Below are 21,451 nucleotides of genomic sequence, written 5' to 3'. Positions count from 1 at the left end.
AACGAAACGTTATCATTTTTCATATAACAAACGGCAAGTCTCTCACCTTATAGTGAGAGACTCCCCCTTTTCATTATAGACTAAAATCTATATTACGCATTTCGTGCAATAATTGCTACCCAATCTTCCATTCGTAACACTTCTTCAATTGTAAATCCAGCTTGTTCTAACGCCTCAGAAATTACTTTTTCCTTCGCAGCAATAATGCCCGATGTAATAAATAATCCACCTGACTTCACAACTCTTGCTGCATCTTCAGGGAATAATAGAATAATTTCTGCTAATAAGTTAGCTACGATTAAATCAACAGGACCTTCAATGCCTTCTAAAAGACTATTTTGTCCAACAGACACGATATCATCTGTTTTATTTAAACGTACATTCATTTCTGCACTTTCAACCGCAACCGGATCTAAATCATATGCTTGAACAGAAGACGCACCTAATTTTGCAGCCGCAATACTAAGTACACCAGAACCTGTTCCTACATCAATAATAGTGTCACCTGGCTGTACTGTTTTTTCTAAAGCACGGATACACATCGTTGTTGTTGGATGAGTTCCTGTACCAAACGCCATACCCGGGTCTAATTCAATGATTTTTTCATCAGGAGAAGATGGTGTATATTCTTCCCAAGTCGGTACGATTGTGAATGTATCAGAAATTTGTACTGGATGGTAATATTTTTTCCAAGCAGTAGCCCAATCTTCTTCATTGACTTCGTTAACGGTAATATTTCCAGTACCAATTTCGATGTCGTAAGATGGAAGCACATCAATAGATGATTTTACACCTGCAATCGTTTCATGTAAAGAATCCGTTTGCGGGAAATACGCTTTTATTAATACACCTTCCGCCGGATATTCATCTGGGTTCAATGCATAAATTTCACCATATTGTTGCTCGCGCTCTTTCGTTAACTCCGCTGGATCCTCAATCGCAACTCCACTAGCACCAGCTTCATGTAAAATATGAGAGACAGCTTCTACTGCTTCTTCTGTTGTAAGAATACTAATTTCTGACCATTTCACAATTTACCAACTCCATTTTTTATTTCCATTATTCCCCTTTGAAAGCACGTTTAAGCTTTCCGAATAAACTATCATCCTGCTCTTCTTGTCCTGCAAATTCACGTAATAAATCTTTTTGCTGCGAAGTCAATTTCGTCGGTACAACAACACGAACGACTACATATTGATCTCCTTGGCCGTATCCACGTACGTTCGGAGCACCTTTTCCTTTTAAGCGGAATTCTGTTCCAGTTTGTGTTCCTGCTGGAATCTTCAGCTTCACTTTACCATGAACAGTAGGAACTTCCACTTCATCACCAAGCGCCATTTGCGCAAATGTTAATGGCATTTCGCAAATAATGTGATCTCCTTCACGCTCGAAGAATTCATGACTTCTTACATGAACGACAACATATAAGTCTCCTGCTGGTCCGCCATTTACGCCGGCTTCACCTTTTCCAGACACACGAATTTGTTGACCATTATCGATACCCGCTGGAATTTTAACATTGATTTTTTTACGTTTACGAACTTTACCTGAACCGTGACATGTCGTACATTTTTCTTTAATAATTTGTCCAGTTCCTGAACAATGACCACAAGCTTGACGATTTACGATACGACCAAACGGTGTGTTTTGTTCTACACTCACTTGACCAGAGCCTGAACAATGTTTACATGTTTCTTTTGAAGTTCCTGGTTTTGCTCCACTACCTTTACAAGTATCACATGGATCTTCTACTGGAATTTCCACATTTAATTCCTTACCAAAAATAGCTTCTTCAAAATCTAAAGTGACTTGATATTGTAAGTCAGCACCTTGGCGCGGAGCATTTGGATCACGACGTCTGCCGCCGCCACCGCCAAAGAAAGAACTAAATATATCTTCAAAACCGAAGCCACCGCCGAAGTCTCCTCCGCCGCCAAATCCACCGAATCCTTGATTTGCACCAGCATGACCAAATTGATCGTACTGTGCACGCTTTTGATCATCACTTAACACTTCGTATGCTTCTTGTACTTCTTTAAACTTTTCAATTGCATTTTCTTCTTTGCTTACGTCTGGATGGTATTTTTTAGCCAAACGACGATACGCTTTTTTAATTTCATCTGTTGAAGCGCCCTTGCTAAGTCCAAGGACCTCATAATAGTCTCGTTTACTCATAAATTTACAACCCCCGAATCTTTCACATAAACGTAATTTTAACACCGAAAGAAAGTGCTTTGCAACAAAGTTTCCTCACTTACAGTATGCAAAGCGAAAAACTTAAGATCCTCACACATCGCTTCTCATTCGTGAAAAAAGCCAAAGTCAAGGCACGCTTGACTTTGACTTTTTGTCATCTTACTTATTATGTTTACAATTGAATTACTTGTCTTCTTTTACTTCTTCAAACTCAGCGTCAACTACATTGTCTTTCTTTGCGCCAGCATCTTGTGCACCTTGCGCACCTTCTGCTTGACCAGCAGCTGCTTGAGCCTGCTCGTATAATTTAACAGTTAATTGTTGTACGATTTCTTGTAAAGCATCTTTTTTCGCACGAATTTCTTCAAGCTCGTTTTTCTCAATTGCAGCTTGTAATGCTTCTTTCGCTTCTGTTGCTTTTGCAACTTCAGCTGCATCTACTTTACCTTCTAAATCTTTTACAACTTTGTCTGTTTGGAATACAAGTTGGTCAGCTTCGTTACGAAGTTCAACTTCTTCCTTACGTTTTTGGTCAGCGTCAGCATTTGCTTCCGCTTCTTGTACCATACGTTCTACTTCTTCATCAGAAAGACCTGAAGAAGATTGGATTGTAATAGCTTGCTCTTTGCTTGTTCCTAAGTCTTTCGCACGTACGTTAACGATACCGTTCGCATCAATATCGAATGTTACTTCGATTTGTGGAATACCACGTGGTGCTGGTGGAAGGTCAGTTAATTGGAAACGACCTAACGTTTTGTTGTCAGCCGACATTGGACGCTCACCTTGTAATACGTGAATGTCTACTGCTGGTTGATTATCAGCAGCTGTCGAGAATACTTGTGACTTACTTGTTGGAATTGTAGTGTTACGCTCGATTAATTTCGTGAACACGCCACCCATAGTTTCAATACCTAAAGAAAGTGGAGTTACGTCTAATAATAGAACGCCTTCTACATCACCAGTAAGTACGCCACCTTGAACTGCAGCACCTAATGCTACAACTTCATCAGGGTTTACACCTTTATATGGCTCTTTACCAGTTTCACGTTTAATAGCTTCTTGTACAGCTGGGATACGAGTAGATCCACCAACAAGAATAACTTTATCTAATTCGCTTAGAGCAAAACCAGCGTCTTTTAATGCACGACGAGTTGGCTCTAATGTTCTTTCAACAAGACCTGCTGAAAGCTCTTCGAATTTCGCTCTTGTTAACGTTAATTCTAAGTGTAATGGACCAGCAGCTCCAGCACTAATGAATGGTAATGAAATTTGAGTTTGTGTTACACCAGAAAGATCTTTTTTCGCTTTTTCAGCTGCATCTTTCAAGCGTTGAAGCGCCATTTTATCTTGGCTTAAATCAATGTTATTTTCTTTTTTGAACTCAGCTACTAAGTGATCGATGATAACTTGGTCAAAGTCATCGCCACCAAGACGGTTGTCACCAGCAGTTGAAATAACTTCGAATGTGCCGTCTGCTAACTCAAGGATAGATACGTCAAATGTACCGCCACCTAAGTCATATACTAAGATTTTTTGTTCTTCGTCTTGTTTTTCTAAACCGTAAGCAAGTGCTGCTGCTGTTGGCTCGTTAATGATACGCTCAACTTCTAAACCAGCAATACGACCAGCATCTTTCGTTGCTTGACGCTCTGCATCGTTGAAGTATGCAGGTACTGTAATAACAGCTTTCGTTACTGTTTCACCTAAGTATGCTTCAGCAGAAGCTTTTAAGTTTTGTAAAATGATTGCAGAAATTTCTTGAGGTGTATAATCTTTACCTTCAACTTCTACTTTGTAGTCTGTACCCATATGACGTTTAACAGACATGATTGTATTTGGGTTTGTAATTGCTTGGCGCTTTGCAACTTCCCCAACTTGACGTTCTTCATTTTTGAAAGCTACAACAGAAGGTGTTGTACGGTTTCCTTCTGGATTTGGGATAACCTTTGGTTCTCCACCTTCCATAACAGCTACACAAGAGTTTGTTGTACCTAAGTCAATACCGATAATTTTACTCATGGCGAATCCTCCTAGTTTTATGTAAATTATTGATTTACTTTTACCATTGATGGGCGAATCACACGGTCTTTTAGTTTATAACCTTTTTGGAATTCTTCCACAACCGCGTTTGATTCAAATTCACTATCTTCCACTTGCATAATAGCTTGGTGTTCATTAGGATCAAACTGTTTACCAACAGCTTCAATCACTTCCACACCTTCTTTAGTCAGCGCTTCTAACAATTGACGATGCACCATTTCCATACCTTGTAACAAGGATTTCGTTTGCTCATCAGTCGCTTCCACTTGCATTGCTCTTTCAAAATTATCAAGAGCTGGCAAGATGTCTGAAACTAGACTTTGTGCTCTATATTTTTCAGCAGCCTGTTTATCCATTTGGACACGGCGCTTATAATTTTCAAAATCAGCTTGTAGACGTAATGTGCGACCTTCCGTTTCCGTTAGTTTCGCTTGTAGCTCATCTACTTTTTCTTGTAAAAGAGCAGCCTCACTTTTTTCTTCTACAGTTTCTTCACTGTTTTCTGGTGTGACAGCTTCTTCAACTTGCGCTTCTTTTACTTCTTCTACCACTTGTTCGTTACGCTCTTCCACAATATTCACCTCCTTAAAAGGTATTAGGTATCATGCATAGCATGATTACCTAAGCATTATATATTACACACAGCAATGAAAATTTCATCACTTGAGCGAATGTATTACTCTCATTTACTTTTTAAGTCCATCAGTAAATTGTCTCGTAAATAACTGTAACAAACTAATTACACGAGAATATTGCATTCTCGTAGGACCTAAAATAGCAATTGTTCCAAGTTGCTCTTCGCCGATCGAATATGTTGCAGAAATTAAACTACAATCCTCCATAGCCGTCGAAGAGTTTTCCCTACCAATTTTCACTTGAATCCCGACTTGTTTATGACGCAAAATGTCATAAAATTCGGCTTCATTATCAATCATGGTAAGTAAAGATCTAACCTTTTGAATGTCATGGAACTCTGGCTGCGAAAGCATATTTGCTTTTCCTCCAAAGTATATCTTTTCCGATAACGGAACTTGAAATGTACCATCCAACATTTTTATTGCACTATCGTAATTATGAACATACCCACGTAAAACTGTAACAATCTCCTTAAAGATTTTATTATGAAGTTCTTCCATCGGTACGCCAGATAGCTTTTCATTTAAAATATTAACCATTTTTTCTAAATCTGATAAATCAACAGATTCCGGAACGGTAATCGTTTTACTTTGTACATGCCCTGTATCGGTTACAATAATAGCGACAGCAGTTTGACGATCAAGCGGCACAATTTGTACATTTTTAAGTTTATTTGTACTTAACTTCGGTCCAAGAACAATGGCCGTATAATTCGTAAGTTCTGATAAAATTTGAGCAGATTGTTGTGCAATTTTTTCCGCTTCAAAAATTCTTTCAGCAAATAAATCTTTAATTTGTACAATTTCAGCGTTCGGTAAGTTTTGCGGTGCTAAAAGATGGTCTACATAAAATCGGTAGCCTTTCTCAGAAGGAACACGTCCAGAAGAACTGTGCGTTTTTTCAATAAAACCTAATTCTTCTAAGTCCGCCATTTCATTTCGAATAGTAGCTGAACTAAATGTAATTTCATCTTTTTTAGCCAACGTTCTAGACCCAACGGGCTGCGCTGATCCAATAAAGTCATCAATAATTGTTTGTAAAATTAAGAGCTGACGTTCCGTAAGCATCTCATCATCACCTCTGTTAGCACTCTTTGTCTTTGAGTGCTAAATCTATTAATAACTTACCAAAATTGACATTCAATTGTCAACGGAAACGTCACGAAATAATGAAACTTTTTCACGCCTATGGAACATTTAATTAGTCAATCAAAAATGATTGGAATACTTCATTCCCTAATAATTTTCCTTTTCGCGTTAAACGCACATGTCCATCTTCCTCTTCAAGCAATCCCTGCTCTTGGTTGCTTTGTAACTGCTTCGCGAAAACTTGATCCATCTCTATATTAAATTTATTGCGGAACGCCGTTTTAGAAACACCTTTTGTTTTTCGAAGCCCTAAGAACAGCTCTTCTTCCATTCTTTCTTTCTCCGTCACTTTGTGAACATCTAAATACGGAAATCCTGTTTCATCAATTTTATTAAAATATTGCTTCAGCGGACCTACATTTTGAATACGTTCCCCGTTCACATAACTATGAGCTCCAGCTCCAAATCCATAATACTCTTCATTATTCCAGTATGTGAGATTATGTCTACTTTTATTGTCACCTTTTGAGAAATTACTAATTTCATACTGGTTATAACCGTGTTTCTCCATTTCATCCATTACTATTTCATACATTTTCGCTTCATGGTCTTCACCCGGAAGACGCAATTTCCCTTTGTTCATTAAGTTATAAAACACTGTTTTAGGTTCTACAATTAATGAATATGCAGAGAAATGTTGTACACCAAGCGTAAAAGCAATATCTAATGTTTCTTTTACATCTTCTATCGTCTGTCCTGGCAAAGCATAAATAATATCTACATTAATATTTTTAAATCCTACTTCCTGCGCTTCTCGAATCGCGAGGAATGCATCTTCCCTCGTATGCTTGCGCCCGATTTTCTCAAGCAGTTCATCACGGAACGTTTGCACACCAAAACTAATTCGATTCACTCCACCTTCTAGCAGTACATTCAACTTCTCTTTCGGCAGATCTCCTGGATTCGCTTCAAATGTTAATTCACAATTTGGGGCGAACGGACGCAAATGACGATTAATAATCTCGAGTAATTTTTTTGTCTGTTCCATATTTAACGCTGTCGGAGTTCCCCCGCCCACAAAAATCGTTTTTATACTATCAAACGGAACTTTTTGAACCGTATTTATTATTTCCTTCTCTAAATAATCTAAATATTGATCAACCGGTTGGCGTTCAATAAACACTTTATTAAAATCACAATAGTGACAAATGTGCTGACAAAACGGAATATGAACATATGCAGCTTGTACCAAATATAACTCCTACCTTTCTAAAAAGAAAACCTCCGCACTCCGGAGGGTTCTCTACTTCTCTAACGTATTACGAATTTGTTCCATTCGCATTTTTCCCCAATCATACATCATTTCAACGATCGGTAAAAGTGACATGCCTAGTTCCGTCATATAATACTCAACGCGAGGAGGAATTTCGGGATATACTGTCCGATCAACAATTCCATCTTCCATTAACTCTTTTAATTGGTTCGACAAAACTTTATGAGAAATGCTTGGGAATAACCGTTGTAATTCACTGAAACGATGTGGTCCTTCCACACCAAGATGCCACAGTATCACAACTTTCCACTTTCCACTAATAATAGAAAGCGTCAATTCCTTTTCACAATTAAAATTACCATTTTGTATTTTATCTTGAATATCTTTTCGAATATTTTCGGACATTAACAATCTCCTAACTCTATATGAACTAAAAAGCTCTCTCATTATTGTAAATGAGAGCTGCTCAGATGTCTAAAAAGTAATTATACAGAAAAAAGAAGCCGCACAAACGACTTCTTTTTTATTTCAAATATTAGTTGTCATCCATTTTCAGTACAGCCATAAATGCCTCTTGCGGTACTTCTACAGAACCAACAGACTTCATACGTTTTTTACCTTCTTTTTGCTTATCAAGAAGTTTACGCTTACGAGAAATGTCACCGCCGTAACATTTTGCAAGTACGTTTTTACGCATCGCTTTAATTGTAGAACGTGCTACAACTTTATTTCCGATAGTCGCCTGAATTGGCACTTCAAACTGTTGTCTCGGAATTAATTCTTTTAATTTCTCTACGATTACTTTACCACGGTCATACGCTGAATCACGGTGTACGATAAATGATAAAGCATCCACTTGTTCATTATTTAAAAGAATATCCATTTTCACAAGTTTAGATGGTTTATAGCCAATTAACTCGTAATCAAATGATGCATACCCTTTCGTATTTGATTTCAATTGATCGAAGAAGTCATATACGATTTCTGATAACGGGATTTCATATGTTAATGTAACACGCGTTTCATCTAAATATTGCATATCAATAAACGTTCCACGTTTACCTTGGCAAATCTCCATTACAGCTCCAACATAGTCATTCGGAACCATAATTGAAGCCTTCACAAACGGCTCTTCTACACGATCGATAGACTGTGGATCTGGCATATTAGATGGGTTATCAACAATAACATCTTCACCGTTAGTTAAATAAACTTTATAAATAACGCTTGGCGCTGTTGTAATTAAGTCAATCTTAAATTCACGTTCAATACGTTCTTGAATGATTTCCATGTGAAGAAGCCCTAAGAAACCACAACGGAAACCAAATCCTAGCGCTTGAGATGTTTCTGGTTCAAACTCAAGAGCAGAATCGTTTAACTCTAATTTTTCTAATGCATCACGTAAATCGTTATAACGAGCAGAGTCAATTGGATACAGACCACAGAATACCATCGGATTTAACTTACGGTAACCTGCTAACGGCTCTGCAGCTGGACGTTTCGCATGTGTAATCGTATCACCAACACGTGTGTCACCAACATTTTTAATCGATGCTGCTAAGAAACCTACATCACCTACTGTTAACTCGTCACGTTGCGTAGTTTTCGGTGTAAATACACCTACTTCTGTTACTTCAAATTCTTTACCCGTTGCCATCATACGTACTTTATCGCCAACTTTTACTGTTCCATTTACAACACGGATATAAGCAATTACACCGCGGTACGGATCATATAAAGAGTCGAAAATCATACATTGTAATGGCTCTTCTGAATCACCCGACGGAGCTGGTACTTTTTCAACAATTTGTTCTAAAATTTCTTCAATACCAATTCCAGCTTTCGCAGAAGCAAGTACCGCTTCTGATGCATCTAAACCAATTACATCTTCTACCTCTTGACGTACACGTTCTGGATCCGCACTTGGTAAGTCGATTTTATTAATAACTGGTAAAATTTCTAAATTGTTATCAAGCGCTAAGTATACGTTTGCTAACGTTTGCGCTTCAATACCTTGCGCTGCATCTACTACAAGAATCGCGCCTTCACAAGCCGCTAAACTACGAGATACTTCGTACGTAAAGTCGACATGTCCTGGTGTATCAATTAAATGAAGAATATACTCTTCACCATCTTTTGCTTTATAGTTTAATTGTACTGCGTTTAATTTGATTGTAATACCACGCTCACGCTCTAAATCCATAGAGTCAAGCAACTGAGCTTTCATTTCGCGTTGTGTTAACGCGTTTGTTTTCTCTAAAATACGGTCTGCTAACGTTGATTTTCCGTGGTCAATATGAGCAATAATAGAGAAATTACGAATTTTGGACTGTCTTTTTGCTCTTTCTTCTTTATTCATCTATGTTCTCAACTCCTAATAGTCTCGCCAATATACACTAGCACTGATTATATCAATAGAGCAACAAAGATTCAATGAAAACTCGTGCTGCTTACGATACAAATCATTCTATCTATATCTTATGCGAATAAACCATAAGAGACAAACCCTTTTCAAATTTTAAAACGGCTGTCCTACAAATCAGTAAAACAACCGCCTCCCATGTTACTCTTAGCTAAAAATTCCTTTTATTTTCCCAACAACTATATCCGTCCCGAACTTCGTCATTTCATAAGCTACACTTGCTACCGCCATCCCAATTCCTTCTACAACATTAAAACTTCTTAAACGTTCTAATTGCTGTTGTTTTTCTGAGGCCGAAAACGAGCTACCCAAAATTTCTGATTCAGCACCTGTACTTTCTGTCCCTGTCATATGAGCTATTTGTTCATATGACAATTGCTGATAGCCTTTCATACTTTTCAAACCATGATTAGCAAGTGCCACTCCTGCTATCATCATAAGTAAACATAAAGCTACACTACATATACACAAAAGCGCAAAGCGACTCAAACCATAATCATCTGTTCCCCTCAATGTGTATATGCTCCCGTATTATCTTGATCAATTTGATGATGTAGCGCTGCATTTAAACCACTCGCTATTACATTCGCCATATCCTCAATAAAAGTATCTACTTCTTTTGGGGTTACCATTAAATTATGACCAAGAGGAGATAGCACTTCATAAATCAGCCTTCTTTTTTCTTCTTCTTCCAATGTACCAACAGCACCTAAAAACATATTTCTGCTCTTTTCATCCGGCATATCTTCTTCTGTTAATTTTTTCTTTTCTCCAAATGAAAATCCCGCTGGTAACAAAGATCGTGAAGGTTTATTTCCTTCTTTCATCTCTCGACCAAAATGTTTCAAAATAAAATCAATCGTATCACTTGTAATCGAAACAGCATCGACCACAGTCGGAACACCAATTGCGATAACAGGGATACCTAATGTGTCTTTACTTAGTTCTTTACGTTTATTCCCAACCCCTGATCCAGGATGGATTCCAGTATCAGAAATTTGTATCGTGCTATTTACTCGTTCAATAGAACGAGCAGCTAATGCATCAATTGCAATTACAAAGTCCGGGTTCGTCTTCTCAATAATTCCATAAATAACATCGCTCGTTTCGATTCCTGTAATCCCCATTACCCCCGGCCGAATTGCACTAACAGGCCTAAATCCTTCTTCTACACTTTCAGGCTGCAATTGAAACAAATGTCTCGTTACTAATACATTTTCTACAACTATCGGTCCAAGAGCATCTGGTGTTACATTCCAATTCCCAAGACCTACAATTAAACAGCTTGCTTCTTTTGTAACTCCAACCTCTTCTAAGAAACAAGAAAATTCTTTTGCAAAAATACGCTCCACTTTTTGTTGAAGTTCTGTATCTTGCTGACGTATCCCTTGTACTTCAAGTGTTAAATAATTTCCAGGTTTTTTCCCCATCGCTTCAGAGGCAGCTTCATCAATCGTTACTTTTGTAATTATAGTACCTTCTTCTTCTCTCTCTTTTACAATAACTCCCTGTATCCCTTTTTGTTCTTCTTGGCTTTCTTGCAACATTTGATGAGCTTCTACAGCAAGGTCAGTTCTAATGCTATATTTACTTAAATCTAATGGTTCTTTCATCGTATCTCCTCCGTAATTCATAGTAAATATCGTTAGATTTCCCAAAGTTATATAAGGTCATTCTTTCCTTTACGTGAAATTTCATGGATATACTATTGCAATTCTCTTCACCGTTTGATAGAATATCACTTGTTCTATGTAAGAATCGAGTCATTCGATTGCACCAGGGAGGTGAAAAGTATGGCAAACATCAAATCTGCTATCAAACGCGCTAAACTTAGCGAAGAGCGTCGTGCACATAACGCTTCTATCAAGTCTGACATGCGTTCTGCTGTTAAAACTGTAGAAGCTTTAGTTACTAATAACGATCTTGAAAATGCTAAAGAAGCTTTCAAAACTGCTTCTAAAAAACTTGACAAAGCAGCTCGTAAAGGTCTTATCCACCAAAACGCTGCAGCTCGTCAAAAATCTCGCTTAGCGAAACAAGTAAACGCGTAAGGCGTTTAAAAAACGATCCATTTGGATCGTTTTTTTATATACAAAAAAGTTCATGCACTAAGTGCATGAACTTTTTTGTGTCATCACATATGATTTAATCGCATTAAGAAAAATTCGAGCACAAGCTTCTTATCCATCTTTCCCGTCTTCATACTATAATCAGCTTCCGCTAATTCTATAATCACTTTTTTTAATTCTTCAAAAGAGAAAAACTTCGTTTGATTCATTGCTAACTTTACACGATACGGATGTACACCAATATGAGACGCAATTTGATTTTGTCCATAACCACGTTGCTGTAGCTCTTTCACTTGATACAACAAGCGGAATTGACTCACTAATAACGCAAGCAATTTAATCGGCTCTTCCTGCTGCGTAAATAATCCATCCAAAATTTGCATTGCACCTGCAATATCTTTTTTCACCACTTTTTCTGTCAAAGCAAATACATTTTGCTCAACTGATTTTGGCACAAGCTCTGCAACAAGTTTCGTCGTAATCTCTCCGCCCATACCAACGTATAACGTTAACTTGTCCATTTCCTTCGCCAACATCGTTACATTACTTCCCACAAGCTCTAGCAACAAACTAACAGCCGCGTTATCAATATGCACATGCACTTCATCTGCACGAGCAACAATCCACTTCTGAACATCCTGTACTTGCATCGCATTCGCTTCTACTACATCTGCTGTTTTCTTTAATAGTTTTGTAATTTTTTTTCGCTCATCAAGTTTTTCGTAAGGCGCAACAAAAACAAGAATAGAAAATGGAGAAGGTTCACCAATGTATTCTTCTAAAATTTTTATATTTTGCTCTAACTTTTCTTTTTGCGAAGTCAAAAATAGCGGTGATTTTATTAACAGTACTTTCCGTTCTCCGAAGAAAGGAAGCGTACGCGCATCCTCAACCACATCTTCTAAATACGCTTCTTCTAAATCGTATGTCACAACATTAAACTCTCGATCTTCTTCTTCAAGTGCTTCTGTCGTAATAAGCTTTATCGTTTCATTTATAAAAAAAGCTTCCGTTCCATATATTAAATATAACGGAGCAAACTGTTTCTTTTTAATTTTTTTATGTATATCACTCATACTTTTTCCTACTCCCTAACTTGGCAATATATATTTATACTAATGCCCTAGCTTTTGTTTTACAAGTACAAAGGAACAGGCTTTATAACCCGTCCCTTTATTTATATTTAACGCCACGCAATAAGCCCCGGGTTTCTTATTGGTGTGCGGTAATCACCTTCCCTTTATTATTCGCAATAAAAATTTGAGTATAAGTGCCAACTGTTAACATGCTTGGAAACGAAAAACTCACATTACTTCATGATTTACAAGTAACAAAAAAGCTCGTTTTCTCTTCATATGGAAATTGTAGATTTTTTTCTGACAATATTTTATACTAAAGTGGAATGTTGGGGAGGGATTCTAAATGAATGATTTTGAACAAAACGTTCAAAGTAAACGCAATGACGCTATTGATTCAGGGGTAGGATTTATCGTCTCATTTGGTTTTTTCGCAACACTTTTCATCATTGCAACTGTTATTAAATTTATCGGTTCTTAAAGACTGCCACTTCATGGCAGTCTTCTCTTTTTCATCTATTATGTGTTTTATCATATGTGATTTTACTTTTAAAGGTTCCATTTCCCCCTTTAAAAACATAGGAAATAGCACCTTGCTTGTCCGTGCGCCATATCGCACTCCCCGTCTTCTCAAAACGCTCTATCACTTCTTTATGCGGGTGTCCATACCTATTCTGCTTACCAACAGATATAATCGCTACACGAGGCTGTATGACGTTCAAAAAAGGCTCTATAGATGACGTATTACTCCCATGATGAGCAACTTTTAAAACATCCACTTGTAAATCTGGATATGCCTCTACTAAAATCTTTTCCCCTTCTTCTTCCAAATCGCCTGTAAATAGCCACTTCAACCCTCCAAATTTTGCCCATATTACAATTGAAGCGTTATTTTCGCTTTTTTCTTTTCCTTTTGGAGCTAAAACGAAAAATTCCGCTTCATTTACACTCCAACTCTCCCCTTCCCCCACTTCAGTTATTTTCATTTCCTTTTCTAATGCCTGTTTCTTTACTACTTTTTCTAATACTGCATCTTTTCCCTTTCGGCCAAATACCACTTCTTTTACAGGTATATATGATAATAATTCTTGCGCAGCACCTATATGATCTGCATCTCCATGCGTTACGATTAATTTATCAATTGTTTTAATACCTTCTTTTTGTAAAAAGGGTATTAAAACATCCTTTCCAACAGAAAATTCATGCTTTTTTTGTTGCCATTCTTCCTTATTCACACGAAGCGTTCCACCTGTATCAATAAGATAAATCCCTTTATCATACGGAAGGCGAATTAATATTGCATCACCTTGTCCAACATCAATAAATGTTACACTTCCGCCGCCTCTAAAATATGGATATATATAATGACATGTGCTAATAAAAAGAAATACACTCGCAACTATACAAACTATTTTTTTCGGCGCTCTCCGTTCCCAAACCATCAATATGCTGACAATACTGGCGCAATATACAGCTACAAGATTGAAGGGCGTTTCCCCGAAGATAAGCTGGGTAAATGGTAAACTTTCACAATAACTTAGAAAATCATTAGACATACTCAAGCCTATTGATAATACATCGGCAAATCCTTTTGCGAGAAACGGGACAATTGGCATACACAGTAAAATAATAATGCTACATGGTAATACAATGATAGATAAAAACGGAACGTATAAGAGATTGAGGAGAATGCTATATGGAGAAAAATAACCAAAGTGGTATAACAAAATCGGAGTACTAACGAGCTGTGAAATGATAGAAATATAAATAGAATTTCGGATTACTCCGTTGCTACTCTCTAACAATAACGGAGCAGACAAAAGTAAAGCGAAGCTACCTACAAAAGAAAACTGAAATCCAATATTAAAAACAAGATAAGGGTCATATATAAGCATGCATATAGCTGTTACACTTAAAGCATCTAAACTAGATAAACGAATCGAGCACATAAAAGCAATTAACATCAAAACTCCTGTTATAGAAGCTCTTATAACAGAGGGTGACGCCCCTGCTAAAACCATATACAAAGGAATACAAACGATAAGGCAAATTGTTGCTACCTCCCTTGTCACACCGCTTCTTAGCAAAATAAAATATACTATCACCATTAACAGTACAATGTGCGAACCTGAAATTGCTAACAAATGTACAAGACCAAATTGTTGATATTGCTCTTCCACTTCAAACGTCATTTGTTGTCTATCACCAAATAGTAATGCATTCATAAAAGCACCTGATTGCTCTGGAAACATTTCTGTAACTTTCGAGATTACTTGTTGCCTCAAAAGAAGAATCCATTGCGTGAGCGACAGTGATGTTTTATAGCATTCAGAAATATATGTAGCCTCAAATGTGAAATGAATATGTTGTTTGTATAAATAATCACGGTAATTAAAACCATGAAAATTCCGAGCTGTTTCCGGTTCTTTCCTCTCACCCTCGAATACACATGATATCCCTGCGTATAATTGTTGCATTTTTTTCTTTTCCAAGACTGATTTGATTCTATAACTTAACTGCACTATATTTTTATTCTGATCTTCAAATTGAAAAGATAGGCGATCCCCATTAACAAGCGGTGCATTTTGTATAACCCCTCTTGTAACTCCATAGGACTCCCCTAGAGGCTTATTCCACGTTTGAACATAGGAAGTGTATATGGCGCTATTAAAGCACGCTACAATACAAAAAATGAAGGTTTTACGCGAAGTGCGATATAAACAGAAGAAAACATTTAAAAAGAGGCAAAAAACTATCAATAAAAGTGACGAGGAAAAGGCAATTGCAACCCCTATTATAAATGAGATTGCAACATACCCCCATTGTTCCTGCAACTTATACTCACTCCTTATAGCATCATTTTTGCTTTCGTGAATACATGCTGTAATTCTTCCATTGATAAATTATCTTTTTCTAAAGACGCAAATAATTCTTTCAACTCTGTATAACGTTTTTGCTCCTCTAATGCAGCAATATCATATTCTAGCGGAACGTGCTTCACTGTTACGTTCGCTTGTTCAAATAACTCTATGGCGTATGGATGATTTTTATAATCCTGCGCATAATAAACCGCTGTAATACCACTTTGAATAATTGCCTTACAACATTGTAAACAAGGGAAATGCGTAACGTAAATTTCTGCTTCCTCTGTTTTCGCACCAAACTTGGCACATTGTAATAAAGCATTCATTTCGGCATGAATTGTCCGAACACAATGATTATCGATTACGTAACAACCATCATCTATACAATGTACGCCACCTTTAATTGAACCATTATACCCACCAGCAATAATTCGTTTATCGCGAACGATTGTCGCTCCTACCGCAAGCCTTGTACATGTACTACGCAAAGATAGTAGATGGCTTTGCGTCATAAAATATTGATCCCATGAAATTCGTTCCATATTTTTCACCTACTTTTTTGTCTACTTGTAGTGTAGCGAAAGAAGAAAAACTTCGTCAATCTTTTACGGAATAATAATTTGACCTTTTATCTTTTCAAGAGACTTCGCACCAATCCCATCAATCTCTAATAAATCTTCTATTTTCTGAAACGGACCATGTTCTTCTCGATATTTCAAAATACTTTCTGCCTTTCGAGAGCCAATCCCTGTAATTTTTTCTAGTTGTTCTTTCGCCGCTGTATTTATTCGAATCTTGCCATCTTCCTTAGAAGAAGTAAGCACCCCTTGTTCTGACTCATTTTTACTCGGTATATAAAGAAGCATTTGATCTTGTACAATTTGTGCTAAATTTACTTTTTTCATATCTACTTCTGATAAAAAACCACCAGCCTTTTGAACCGCATCCTTTACGCGATCTCCTTCCTTCATTTCATATACCCCTTCTTTACTAACCGCTCCTTTCACATCAATTATAATTGTTCTTTTCTGTTCCTTTGTATCCGATATTTTCGGTTTACCCTTTTTTTCTATCTCCTTCTCTTGTACATTCATTGTAATAGGCGTTCGTTCTACATTCTGATTCGTTTTCCAAAAAACAAGAAAAAGTAAAGTTCCAATAATAGCTACTAAACCTAACCACTTTTTCGGAAAATCCCACATCATTTTACACCTCTAATCATAAATTTATAACATCATTCATATTGTTTAGGAGAAAGCTGTTACGAAGGAGGGATGAAACTTTGAACATAGGAATTATAGGGACAGGAAACATGGGAAATATACTAATCGATGCATTTTTAGAAACCCGTGCTGTCAAACCTTCTTGCCTTACAATCATTAATCGGACGCCCGCAAAAGCATATCATATAAAAGAAAAATACCCTTCTGTTCAGATAGCAAAAACAATCCCGGAAGTAATCGAACAATCACAACTTATTTTTATTTGTGTTAAGCCGATAGATATATACCCTATCCTAAAAAAATACGCTGAACATTTTTCTGATGAAACGTGCTTAGTTTCTATTACAAGTCCAATATCTCCATCACAATTAGAGACTCTCGTACCTTGCCACGTCGCGCGTATCATTCCAAGTATCACAAATCGCGCTCTCTCTGGCGCCTCACTATTTACATTTGGAGATAATTGCTCTGAAGAATGGCAACAAAAACTACTTCGTCTATTCAAAAACATTTCTACACCTCTTGTAATAAAAGAAGATATAACGCGCGTTTCATCTGATATAGCAAGTTGCGGTCCTGCTTTCTTTAGTTATTTACTACAATGCTTCATTAACGCTGCTGTAGATAAAACAAATATTACACACGAAGAGGCTACTACTTTAGTAAGTGAAATGGTCGTGGGGATGGGGAAATTACTTGAAAAAGAAATCTTCACATTACCTACCTTACAAGAAAAGGTTTGCGTGAAAGGCGGCGTTACTGGGGAAGGCATTCGGGTTTTAGAAGAACACGTTGGAGATATGTTCCATAAGTTAATCGAGCGAACACATGAAAAATTTGATGAAGATTTAGAATGCGTTGATCAGCAATTCAATAAACACACATAATAAATACGTCATTTTCATTCCAAATCCTTTTTATAAATACTTACTTTTTTACAATACATTTTCACTTCAACTACTATTCCCACACTTTACGCATACGATCTTTAGATTATGCTAGAACTAAAAATACATCTTCTTTATAAAACAAAAGCAACCTTCTCGGTTGCTTTTGTTTTTATCCGTTTTTCTTCGCCATGAAGAAAATACGCTCTGTTTGTTCTGTAACTTCAAGTCGCTCAAAATCACCTGTTACACGAAGCACTGTAAAACCTGCTTCTTCAAGCCATTTCGTTAACTCTTCCACTTGATATGCACGTTGCACGTGACATTCGTCAAACCGATGGTACACATCTTCTTCTGGATCTTGAACAAAGAATGTTAAATCATGCTCTACACTATTTGATTCTTCACCAGGGAAGCAATTCCAAATAAGAGATATTTCTTCTCCATTCACTGTATACGTTTCATTTTGAAATACATGATGTATTTTATATAAAGAGTGTACATCAAATAAAAACAAACCATCTTGACGTAAATGGTGAAATACTCTTCTAAATGTTTCTTGTACTCCATCTTCTTGCAATACATAATTTAATGAATCACAAAAAATCGTTACACAGTCAAACTCACCCGGAACATCAAGCTCGCGCATATCTTGTTGGTAAAAAGGAATAAAATGCCCTTCTCCGCCTAGTTTTTGCTGAGCGACTGTTAACATTTCTTCTGAAAGATCGACACCTATTAAATCGTAACCCTTTTGCACAAGCGGCAGGGTTACATTACCTGTACCGCATGCTACATCAAGAATTTTTGCCTCTTTCATACCTGCCTGCTGTAAACTTCCCTCTGTAAATTCCACCCATTTATCATAAGGGACATCATTCATTAGTTCGTCGTACAACAATGCAAATTGTTCGTATTTCATTGGCCTAACTCTTCTGTAATATCTTCACGTGGCACATCACCCCATAGACGCTCTAAATTATAGTGATTACGCTCATCTTTATGGAATACATGAGCAACTACATCTCCAAGATCAACTAATACCCAACGTGCTTCGTCAAACCCTTCCATACGTTGTACGTCGATTTGGAACTCATGTGCTTTTGATTTAATTTCACGTGCAATTGCTTGCACTTGTTTATCTGAATTTCCGTGACAAATAATGAAATAATCTGCAATTGGTGAAATACCTTGCATATTTAGGACAACCATATCTTCTGCTCTCTTATCATCAGCTGCTTTTGCCGCTAATACTAATAATTCTTTATCGTTCATTTACTCATTTCCTCCTTGATAACTGCATTGTATGTTTGGAATGTTAATGGATAAATCGTCTGATCTTTTTCCATTAAAAATTGAATTGTTCTCTTTAACGCAAATAATAGGGCTTGATTTATATCCGTATATGCGAGTTTACGAGCCTCTTCCACTCCTGGAAACTTTCGCCCAGGTTCAATGTAATCAGCTACATAAATCACTTTATCTAACATCGTCATATTCTCATGACCACTTGTATGATATGTAATAGCTTGCAAAATTTCAGAATCCGTAATGCCTACTTCTTTTTCTACTAAGTATGCCCCAACAGGTGCATGCCATAACTCTTTGTTATAGCAAAGTAAATCTTTCGGCAAATCTTCACGTTTAATAATCTCTTCCATTTCTGAAATTGCTCTACATTTCGCATAATCATGGAATATAGCTGCCATCTCTGCTTTTTTCTCGTCCACACCGTATAACTTAGCAAGCTCAATCGCTGTCTCCATTACACCAATTGTGTGTATATAACGTTTTTCATGCATTTGTTGTTTGACAATATGCAGTGCATTCTCACGATTCATACAACCCATTCCTCTCGATATATACCTGTACTTTTTCAGGAAGTAAATATTTACACGTTTTCTTCTCTTTATATCTCTCACGTAATAAGGATGAAGAAACTGCAAATTCCGGAATTTCCACTGTAGTAATCTTATATGGTGTATGCAATGTATACCCAGGTCTTGCAACTCCAACAAACGTTACAAGATTAAGTAAAGCTTCAATGTTATACCACTTCGGTAAATATTCAACCATATCCCCACCAATAATAAAGTGAAACTGCACATCCGGATACTTCTTCGTCAATTGTAACATAGTGTCATACGTATAAGATGGGCCCTTCCTACTTAGCTCTTCTAAACAAATAGAAAAGTGTTCTTCTGCCTCAGTCGCGAGCTCTAACATATGTAAACGACTTTCTACACTTGTAATATTCCGGCCTTGTTTATGTGGCGGAATCTGGTTTGGCAAGAACCATACTTCTTCCAAGTTCAAAGCGTGATATACTTCATTTGCAATTAGCAAATGTCCATAGTGAGGCGGATCAAATGTACCGCCAATGATGCCAATTTTCCTCAAAAGAAACGCCCCTTCCTTTTATATACAGCAACTCTCCTCGGTTAGGAATGAAGAGAGTTGCTATTAATAAAAGTTCAATTGGTTTCGCTCTCTACATCATTACGCATCAGCGATAAAAATAGCGCATGCTAATCTTTTTATCGAGGAAGCTTAATTTGTTTATTTTCTCTTGATTCTTTGTATAAAACGATTGTGCTTCCAATTACTTGAACGATTTCAGCACGTGCACCTTTTGCAAGTTCTTCCGCAACCTCACGGCGATCAAATTCACAGTTTTGTAATACACTTACTTTAAATAACTCACGAGCTTCTAAAGTATCTGCAATTTGTTTAATCATATTTTCATTTACTCCGCCTTTTCCTACTTGAAAAATTGGTGTTAAATGATGTGCTTGTGCACGTAAAAATCTTTTTTGTTTTCCTGTTAACATATATGTTAGCCTCCAAGCTTTTCTATAACTAATTGTTTCATTCTCTCGATATTTGGGGTGCGTCCTGTCCACATTTCAAATGCAAGTGCTCCTTGATAAACAAACATATCAATACCATTTTGAATGATTGCACCTTGCTCTTTTGCCTCACATAAAATTTTCGTTTCAAATGGATTATAAATTATATCTGATACAATCGTTCCTTTTTTTAACGAACAAATTTGTAATGGCGTATATTCTACGTGCGGATGCATACCTATCGTTGTCGTCTGAATGATAATATCATAATTTCCTTGTTCTTCTGTCGCTTTTTCTAACGACAAAGCAACAGAATTAACATCGGCCGTACGTGCAGCAATAAGTTCCTTCGCCTTATCTACTGTACGATTGGCTACATCAATCTCTTTTACACCTACATCAGCAAGAGAAAAATAAATAGCTCGGCTAGCACCACCTGAACCAAGTAACAAAATACGTTTCCCTTGAAGTGGTTCATTACTAATTGACTGCAGCGCTCGAACAAAACCAATCCCGTCTGTGTTATAGCCAATTAATCTTCCATCCTTATGAACCACTGTATTTACTGCACCGATTTTCCTTGCCAATGGGTCAATCTCATCCAAATACTCCATAATAGCAACCTTGTGCGGAGTTGTTACATTAAATCCTGAAATACCTAATGCTTTTAAACCTCTTACTGCTTCCCCTAGCAATTCCTCTTCAACAAGGAACGCATGATAATGGGCATCCATATTCAAGTGTTCAAATGCATCGTTATGCATAACGGGTGATAATGAATGTCCAATTGGATTTCCGATTACACCATATAATTGTTTCATAAATCCC

23 protein-coding genes are annotated in these 21,451 nt (G+C 37.0%); 3 read left to right on the top strand and 20 right to left on the bottom strand.

Annotated elements, in window-relative coordinates; genetic code table 11:
• Nucleotides 1-92: 92 nt before the first annotated feature.
• The 10 genes from prmA to gpr form a co-directional block, all read right to left on the bottom strand.
• Nucleotides 93-1,031 carry a 50S ribosomal protein L11 methyltransferase gene (prmA, locus tag QCI79_RS20500; protein ID WP_000872117.1) on the bottom strand — a complete coding sequence of 313 codons (939 nt, stop codon included), beginning with the start codon at nt 1,029-1,031 and terminating at the stop codon, nt 93-95.
• Between the two features lie 28 nt (nt 1,032-1,059).
• A complete protein-coding gene (gene dnaJ, locus QCI79_RS20495) occupies nt 1,060-2,175 on the bottom strand; it encodes a chaperone protein DnaJ (protein ID WP_000043948.1) in 1,116 nt (371 codons plus the stop codon).
• 204 nt (nt 2,176-2,379) lie between these two features.
• Nucleotides 2,380-4,215 carry a chaperone protein DnaK gene (gene dnaK, locus QCI79_RS20490; protein ID WP_021728417.1) on the bottom strand — a complete coding sequence of 612 codons (1,836 nt, stop codon included), beginning with the start codon at nt 4,213-4,215 and terminating at the stop codon, nt 2,380-2,382.
• A gap of 26 nt (nt 4,216-4,241) precedes the next feature.
• Entirely contained in the window at nt 4,242-4,808 is a 567-nt protein-coding gene (grpE, locus tag QCI79_RS20485; protein ID WP_000392711.1) for a nucleotide exchange factor GrpE, read from the bottom strand.
• A 114-nt stretch (nt 4,809-4,922) separates the two neighbouring features.
• Nucleotides 4,923-5,939: a heat-inducible transcriptional repressor HrcA gene (hrcA, locus tag QCI79_RS20480; RefSeq protein WP_000954941.1), complete on the bottom strand. Its 1,017-nt coding sequence runs from the start codon at nt 5,937-5,939 to the stop codon at nt 4,923-4,925.
• 133 nt (nt 5,940-6,072) lie between these two features.
• Nucleotides 6,073-7,212 carry a radical SAM family heme chaperone HemW gene (gene hemW / locus QCI79_RS20475; protein ID WP_021728416.1) on the bottom strand — a complete coding sequence of 380 codons (1,140 nt, stop codon included), beginning with the start codon at nt 7,210-7,212 and terminating at the stop codon, nt 6,073-6,075.
• 51 nt (nt 7,213-7,263) lie between these two features.
• Nucleotides 7,264-7,638: a winged helix-turn-helix transcriptional regulator gene (locus QCI79_RS20470; protein WP_001293539.1), complete on the bottom strand. Its 375-nt coding sequence runs from the start codon at nt 7,636-7,638 to the stop codon at nt 7,264-7,266.
• Between the two features lie 130 nt (nt 7,639-7,768).
• Nucleotides 7,769-9,592, bottom strand: coding sequence for an elongation factor 4 (gene lepA / locus QCI79_RS20465; protein ID WP_001030951.1), 1,824 nt, complete (start codon nt 9,590-9,592; stop codon nt 7,769-7,771).
• A 210-nt stretch (nt 9,593-9,802) separates the two neighbouring features.
• The gene (locus QCI79_RS20460) at nt 9,803-10,168 is read right to left on the bottom strand and encodes a YqxA family protein (protein ID WP_001215034.1); all 366 of its coding nucleotides are present in this window, start codon (nt 10,166-10,168) and stop codon (nt 9,803-9,805) included.
• Nucleotides 10,165-11,268 (bottom strand): GPR endopeptidase, encoded by a 1,104-nt coding sequence (gene gpr / locus QCI79_RS20455; RefSeq protein WP_000662616.1) that lies wholly within the window; start codon nt 11,266-11,268, stop codon nt 10,165-10,167. The genes QCI79_RS20460 and gpr overlap by 4 nt, the downstream gene beginning before the upstream one ends.
• Nucleotides 11,269-11,448: 180 nt before the next feature.
• On the opposite strand from gpr, the gene rpsT reads away from it, so the two are divergent.
• Nucleotides 11,449-11,706: a 30S ribosomal protein S20 gene (gene rpsT / locus QCI79_RS20450; protein WP_001274011.1), complete on the top strand. Its 258-nt coding sequence runs from the start codon at nt 11,449-11,451 to the stop codon at nt 11,704-11,706.
• Nucleotides 11,707-11,789: 83 nt separating this feature from the next.
• Here rpsT and holA read toward each other — a convergent pair whose 3' ends face one another.
• A complete protein-coding gene (gene holA / locus QCI79_RS20445; protein ID WP_001279908.1) occupies nt 11,790-12,800 on the bottom strand; it encodes a DNA polymerase III subunit delta in 1,011 nt (336 codons plus the stop codon).
• 346 nt (nt 12,801-13,146) lie between these two features.
• Between holA and QCI79_RS20440 the strand changes: the two genes are divergently transcribed.
• Nucleotides 13,147-13,281 (top strand): YqzM family protein, encoded by a 135-nt coding sequence (locus tag QCI79_RS20440; RefSeq protein WP_000997609.1) that lies wholly within the window; start codon nt 13,147-13,149, stop codon nt 13,279-13,281.
• Nucleotides 13,282-13,312: 31 nt separating this feature from the next.
• Here the strand turns inward: QCI79_RS20440 and QCI79_RS20435 are convergent, their stop codons facing one another.
• The 3 genes from QCI79_RS20435 to QCI79_RS20425 all read right to left on the bottom strand — a co-directional run bounded on the left by QCI79_RS20435 (nt 13,313) and on the right by QCI79_RS20425 (nt 16,869).
• On the bottom strand, nt 13,313-15,634 hold the full coding sequence (locus tag QCI79_RS20435) for a DNA internalization-related competence protein ComEC/Rec2 (RefSeq protein WP_021728415.1): 2,322 nt from the start codon (nt 15,632-15,634) through the stop codon (nt 13,313-13,315).
• Between the two features lie 14 nt (nt 15,635-15,648).
• Nucleotides 15,649-16,206, bottom strand: a complete 558-nt coding sequence (locus tag QCI79_RS20430) for a ComE operon protein 2 (protein WP_000439773.1) — start codon at nt 16,204-16,206, stop codon at nt 15,649-15,651.
• A gap of 63 nt (nt 16,207-16,269) precedes the next feature.
• On the bottom strand, nt 16,270-16,869 hold the full coding sequence (locus tag QCI79_RS20425) for a helix-hairpin-helix domain-containing protein (protein WP_000989929.1): 600 nt from the start codon (nt 16,867-16,869) through the stop codon (nt 16,270-16,272).
• Between the two features lie 77 nt (nt 16,870-16,946).
• Here QCI79_RS20425 and comER point away from each other — a divergent pair, with 77 nt between their 5' ends.
• Nucleotides 16,947-17,774, top strand: coding sequence for a late competence protein ComER (gene comER, locus QCI79_RS20420; RefSeq protein WP_001020560.1), 828 nt, complete (start codon nt 16,947-16,949; stop codon nt 17,772-17,774).
• Between the two features lie 172 nt (nt 17,775-17,946).
• Here comER and QCI79_RS20415 read toward each other — a convergent pair whose 3' ends face one another.
• The 6 genes from QCI79_RS20415 to aroE form a co-directional block, all read right to left on the bottom strand.
• Nucleotides 17,947-18,696, bottom strand: a complete 750-nt coding sequence (locus tag QCI79_RS20415) for a class I SAM-dependent methyltransferase (RefSeq protein ID WP_000873080.1) — start codon at nt 18,694-18,696, stop codon at nt 17,947-17,949.
• Nucleotides 18,693-19,049, bottom strand: coding sequence for a ribosome silencing factor (gene rsfS / locus QCI79_RS20410; RefSeq protein ID WP_000998193.1), 357 nt, complete (start codon nt 19,047-19,049; stop codon nt 18,693-18,695). The genes QCI79_RS20415 and rsfS overlap by 4 nt, the downstream gene beginning before the upstream one ends.
• Nucleotides 19,046-19,615: a bis(5'-nucleosyl)-tetraphosphatase (symmetrical) YqeK gene (gene yqeK, locus QCI79_RS20405; RefSeq protein WP_001078477.1), complete on the bottom strand. Its 570-nt coding sequence runs from the start codon at nt 19,613-19,615 to the stop codon at nt 19,046-19,048. Before yqeK ends, rsfS begins: the two co-directional genes overlap by 4 nt.
• Nucleotides 19,605-20,174: a nicotinate-nucleotide adenylyltransferase gene (gene nadD / locus QCI79_RS20400; RefSeq protein ID WP_001226048.1), complete on the bottom strand. Its 570-nt coding sequence runs from the start codon at nt 20,172-20,174 to the stop codon at nt 19,605-19,607. The genes yqeK and nadD overlap by 11 nt, the downstream gene beginning before the upstream one ends.
• A 137-nt stretch (nt 20,175-20,311) precedes the next feature.
• Complete coding sequence (yhbY, locus tag QCI79_RS20395) at nt 20,312-20,605, bottom strand: ribosome assembly RNA-binding protein YhbY (protein WP_000955224.1); 294 nt, start codon at nt 20,603-20,605, stop codon at nt 20,312-20,314.
• A 5-nt stretch (nt 20,606-20,610) separates the two neighbouring features.
• On the bottom strand, nt 20,611-21,444 hold the full coding sequence (aroE, locus tag QCI79_RS20390) for a shikimate dehydrogenase (protein ID WP_000812077.1): 834 nt from the start codon (nt 21,442-21,444) through the stop codon (nt 20,611-20,613).
• Nucleotides 21,445-21,451: the final 7 nt, after the last annotated feature.

Source organism: Bacillus cereus group sp. MG1 (assembly GCF_040460035.1).
GTDB lineage: Bacteria > Bacillota > Bacilli > Bacillales > Bacillaceae_G > Bacillus_A > Bacillus_A cereus.
Note: the sequence above shows the minus strand (reverse complement) of the source record. Positions and strands in the feature narration are given on the sequence as shown.

Bases quoted from the DNA above. Each gene is read 5' to 3' on its own strand.
- dnaJ (WP_000043948.1), bottom strand. From the start codon at position 2,175: ATGAGTAAACGAGACTATTATGAGGTCCTTGGACTTAGCAAGGGCGCT.
- QCI79_RS20440 (WP_000997609.1), top strand. From the start codon at position 13,147: ATGAATGATTTTGAACAAAACGTTCAAAGTAAACGCAATGACGCTATT.
- aroE (WP_000812077.1), bottom strand. From the start codon at position 21,444: ATGAAACAATTATATGGTGTAATCGGAAATCCAATTGGACATTCATTA.
- rsfS (WP_000998193.1), bottom strand. From the start codon at position 19,049: ATGAACGATAAAGAATTATTAGTATTAGCGGCAAAAGCAGCTGATGAT.
- QCI79_RS20430 (WP_000439773.1), bottom strand. From the start codon at position 16,206: ATGGAACGAATTTCATGGGATCAATATTTTATGACGCAAAGCCATCTA.
- yqeK (WP_001078477.1), bottom strand. From the start codon at position 19,615: ATGAATCGTGAGAATGCACTGCATATTGTCAAACAACAAATGCATGAA.
- dnaK (WP_021728417.1), bottom strand. From the start codon at position 4,215: ATGAGTAAAATTATCGGTATTGACTTAGGTACAACAAACTCTTGTGTA.
- hrcA (WP_000954941.1), bottom strand. From the start codon at position 5,939: ATGCTTACGGAACGTCAGCTCTTAATTTTACAAACAATTATTGATGAC.
- QCI79_RS20470 (WP_001293539.1), bottom strand. From the start codon at position 7,638: ATGTCCGAAAATATTCGAAAAGATATTCAAGATAAAATACAAAATGGT.
- lepA (WP_001030951.1), bottom strand. From the start codon at position 9,592: ATGAATAAAGAAGAAAGAGCAAAAAGACAGTCCAAAATTCGTAATTTC.
- rpsT (WP_001274011.1), top strand. From the start codon at position 11,449: ATGGCAAACATCAAATCTGCTATCAAACGCGCTAAACTTAGCGAAGAG.
- holA (WP_001279908.1), bottom strand. From the start codon at position 12,800: ATGAGTGATATACATAAAAAAATTAAAAAGAAACAGTTTGCTCCGTTA.
- QCI79_RS20415 (WP_000873080.1), bottom strand. From the start codon at position 18,696: ATGAAATACGAACAATTTGCATTGTTGTACGACGAACTAATGAATGAT.
- gpr (WP_000662616.1), bottom strand. From the start codon at position 11,268: ATGAAAGAACCATTAGATTTAAGTAAATATAGCATTAGAACTGACCTT.
- QCI79_RS20425 (WP_000989929.1), bottom strand. From the start codon at position 16,869: ATGATGTGGGATTTTCCGAAAAAGTGGTTAGGTTTAGTAGCTATTATT.
- yhbY (WP_000955224.1), bottom strand. From the start codon at position 20,605: ATGTTAACAGGAAAACAAAAAAGATTTTTACGTGCACAAGCACATCAT.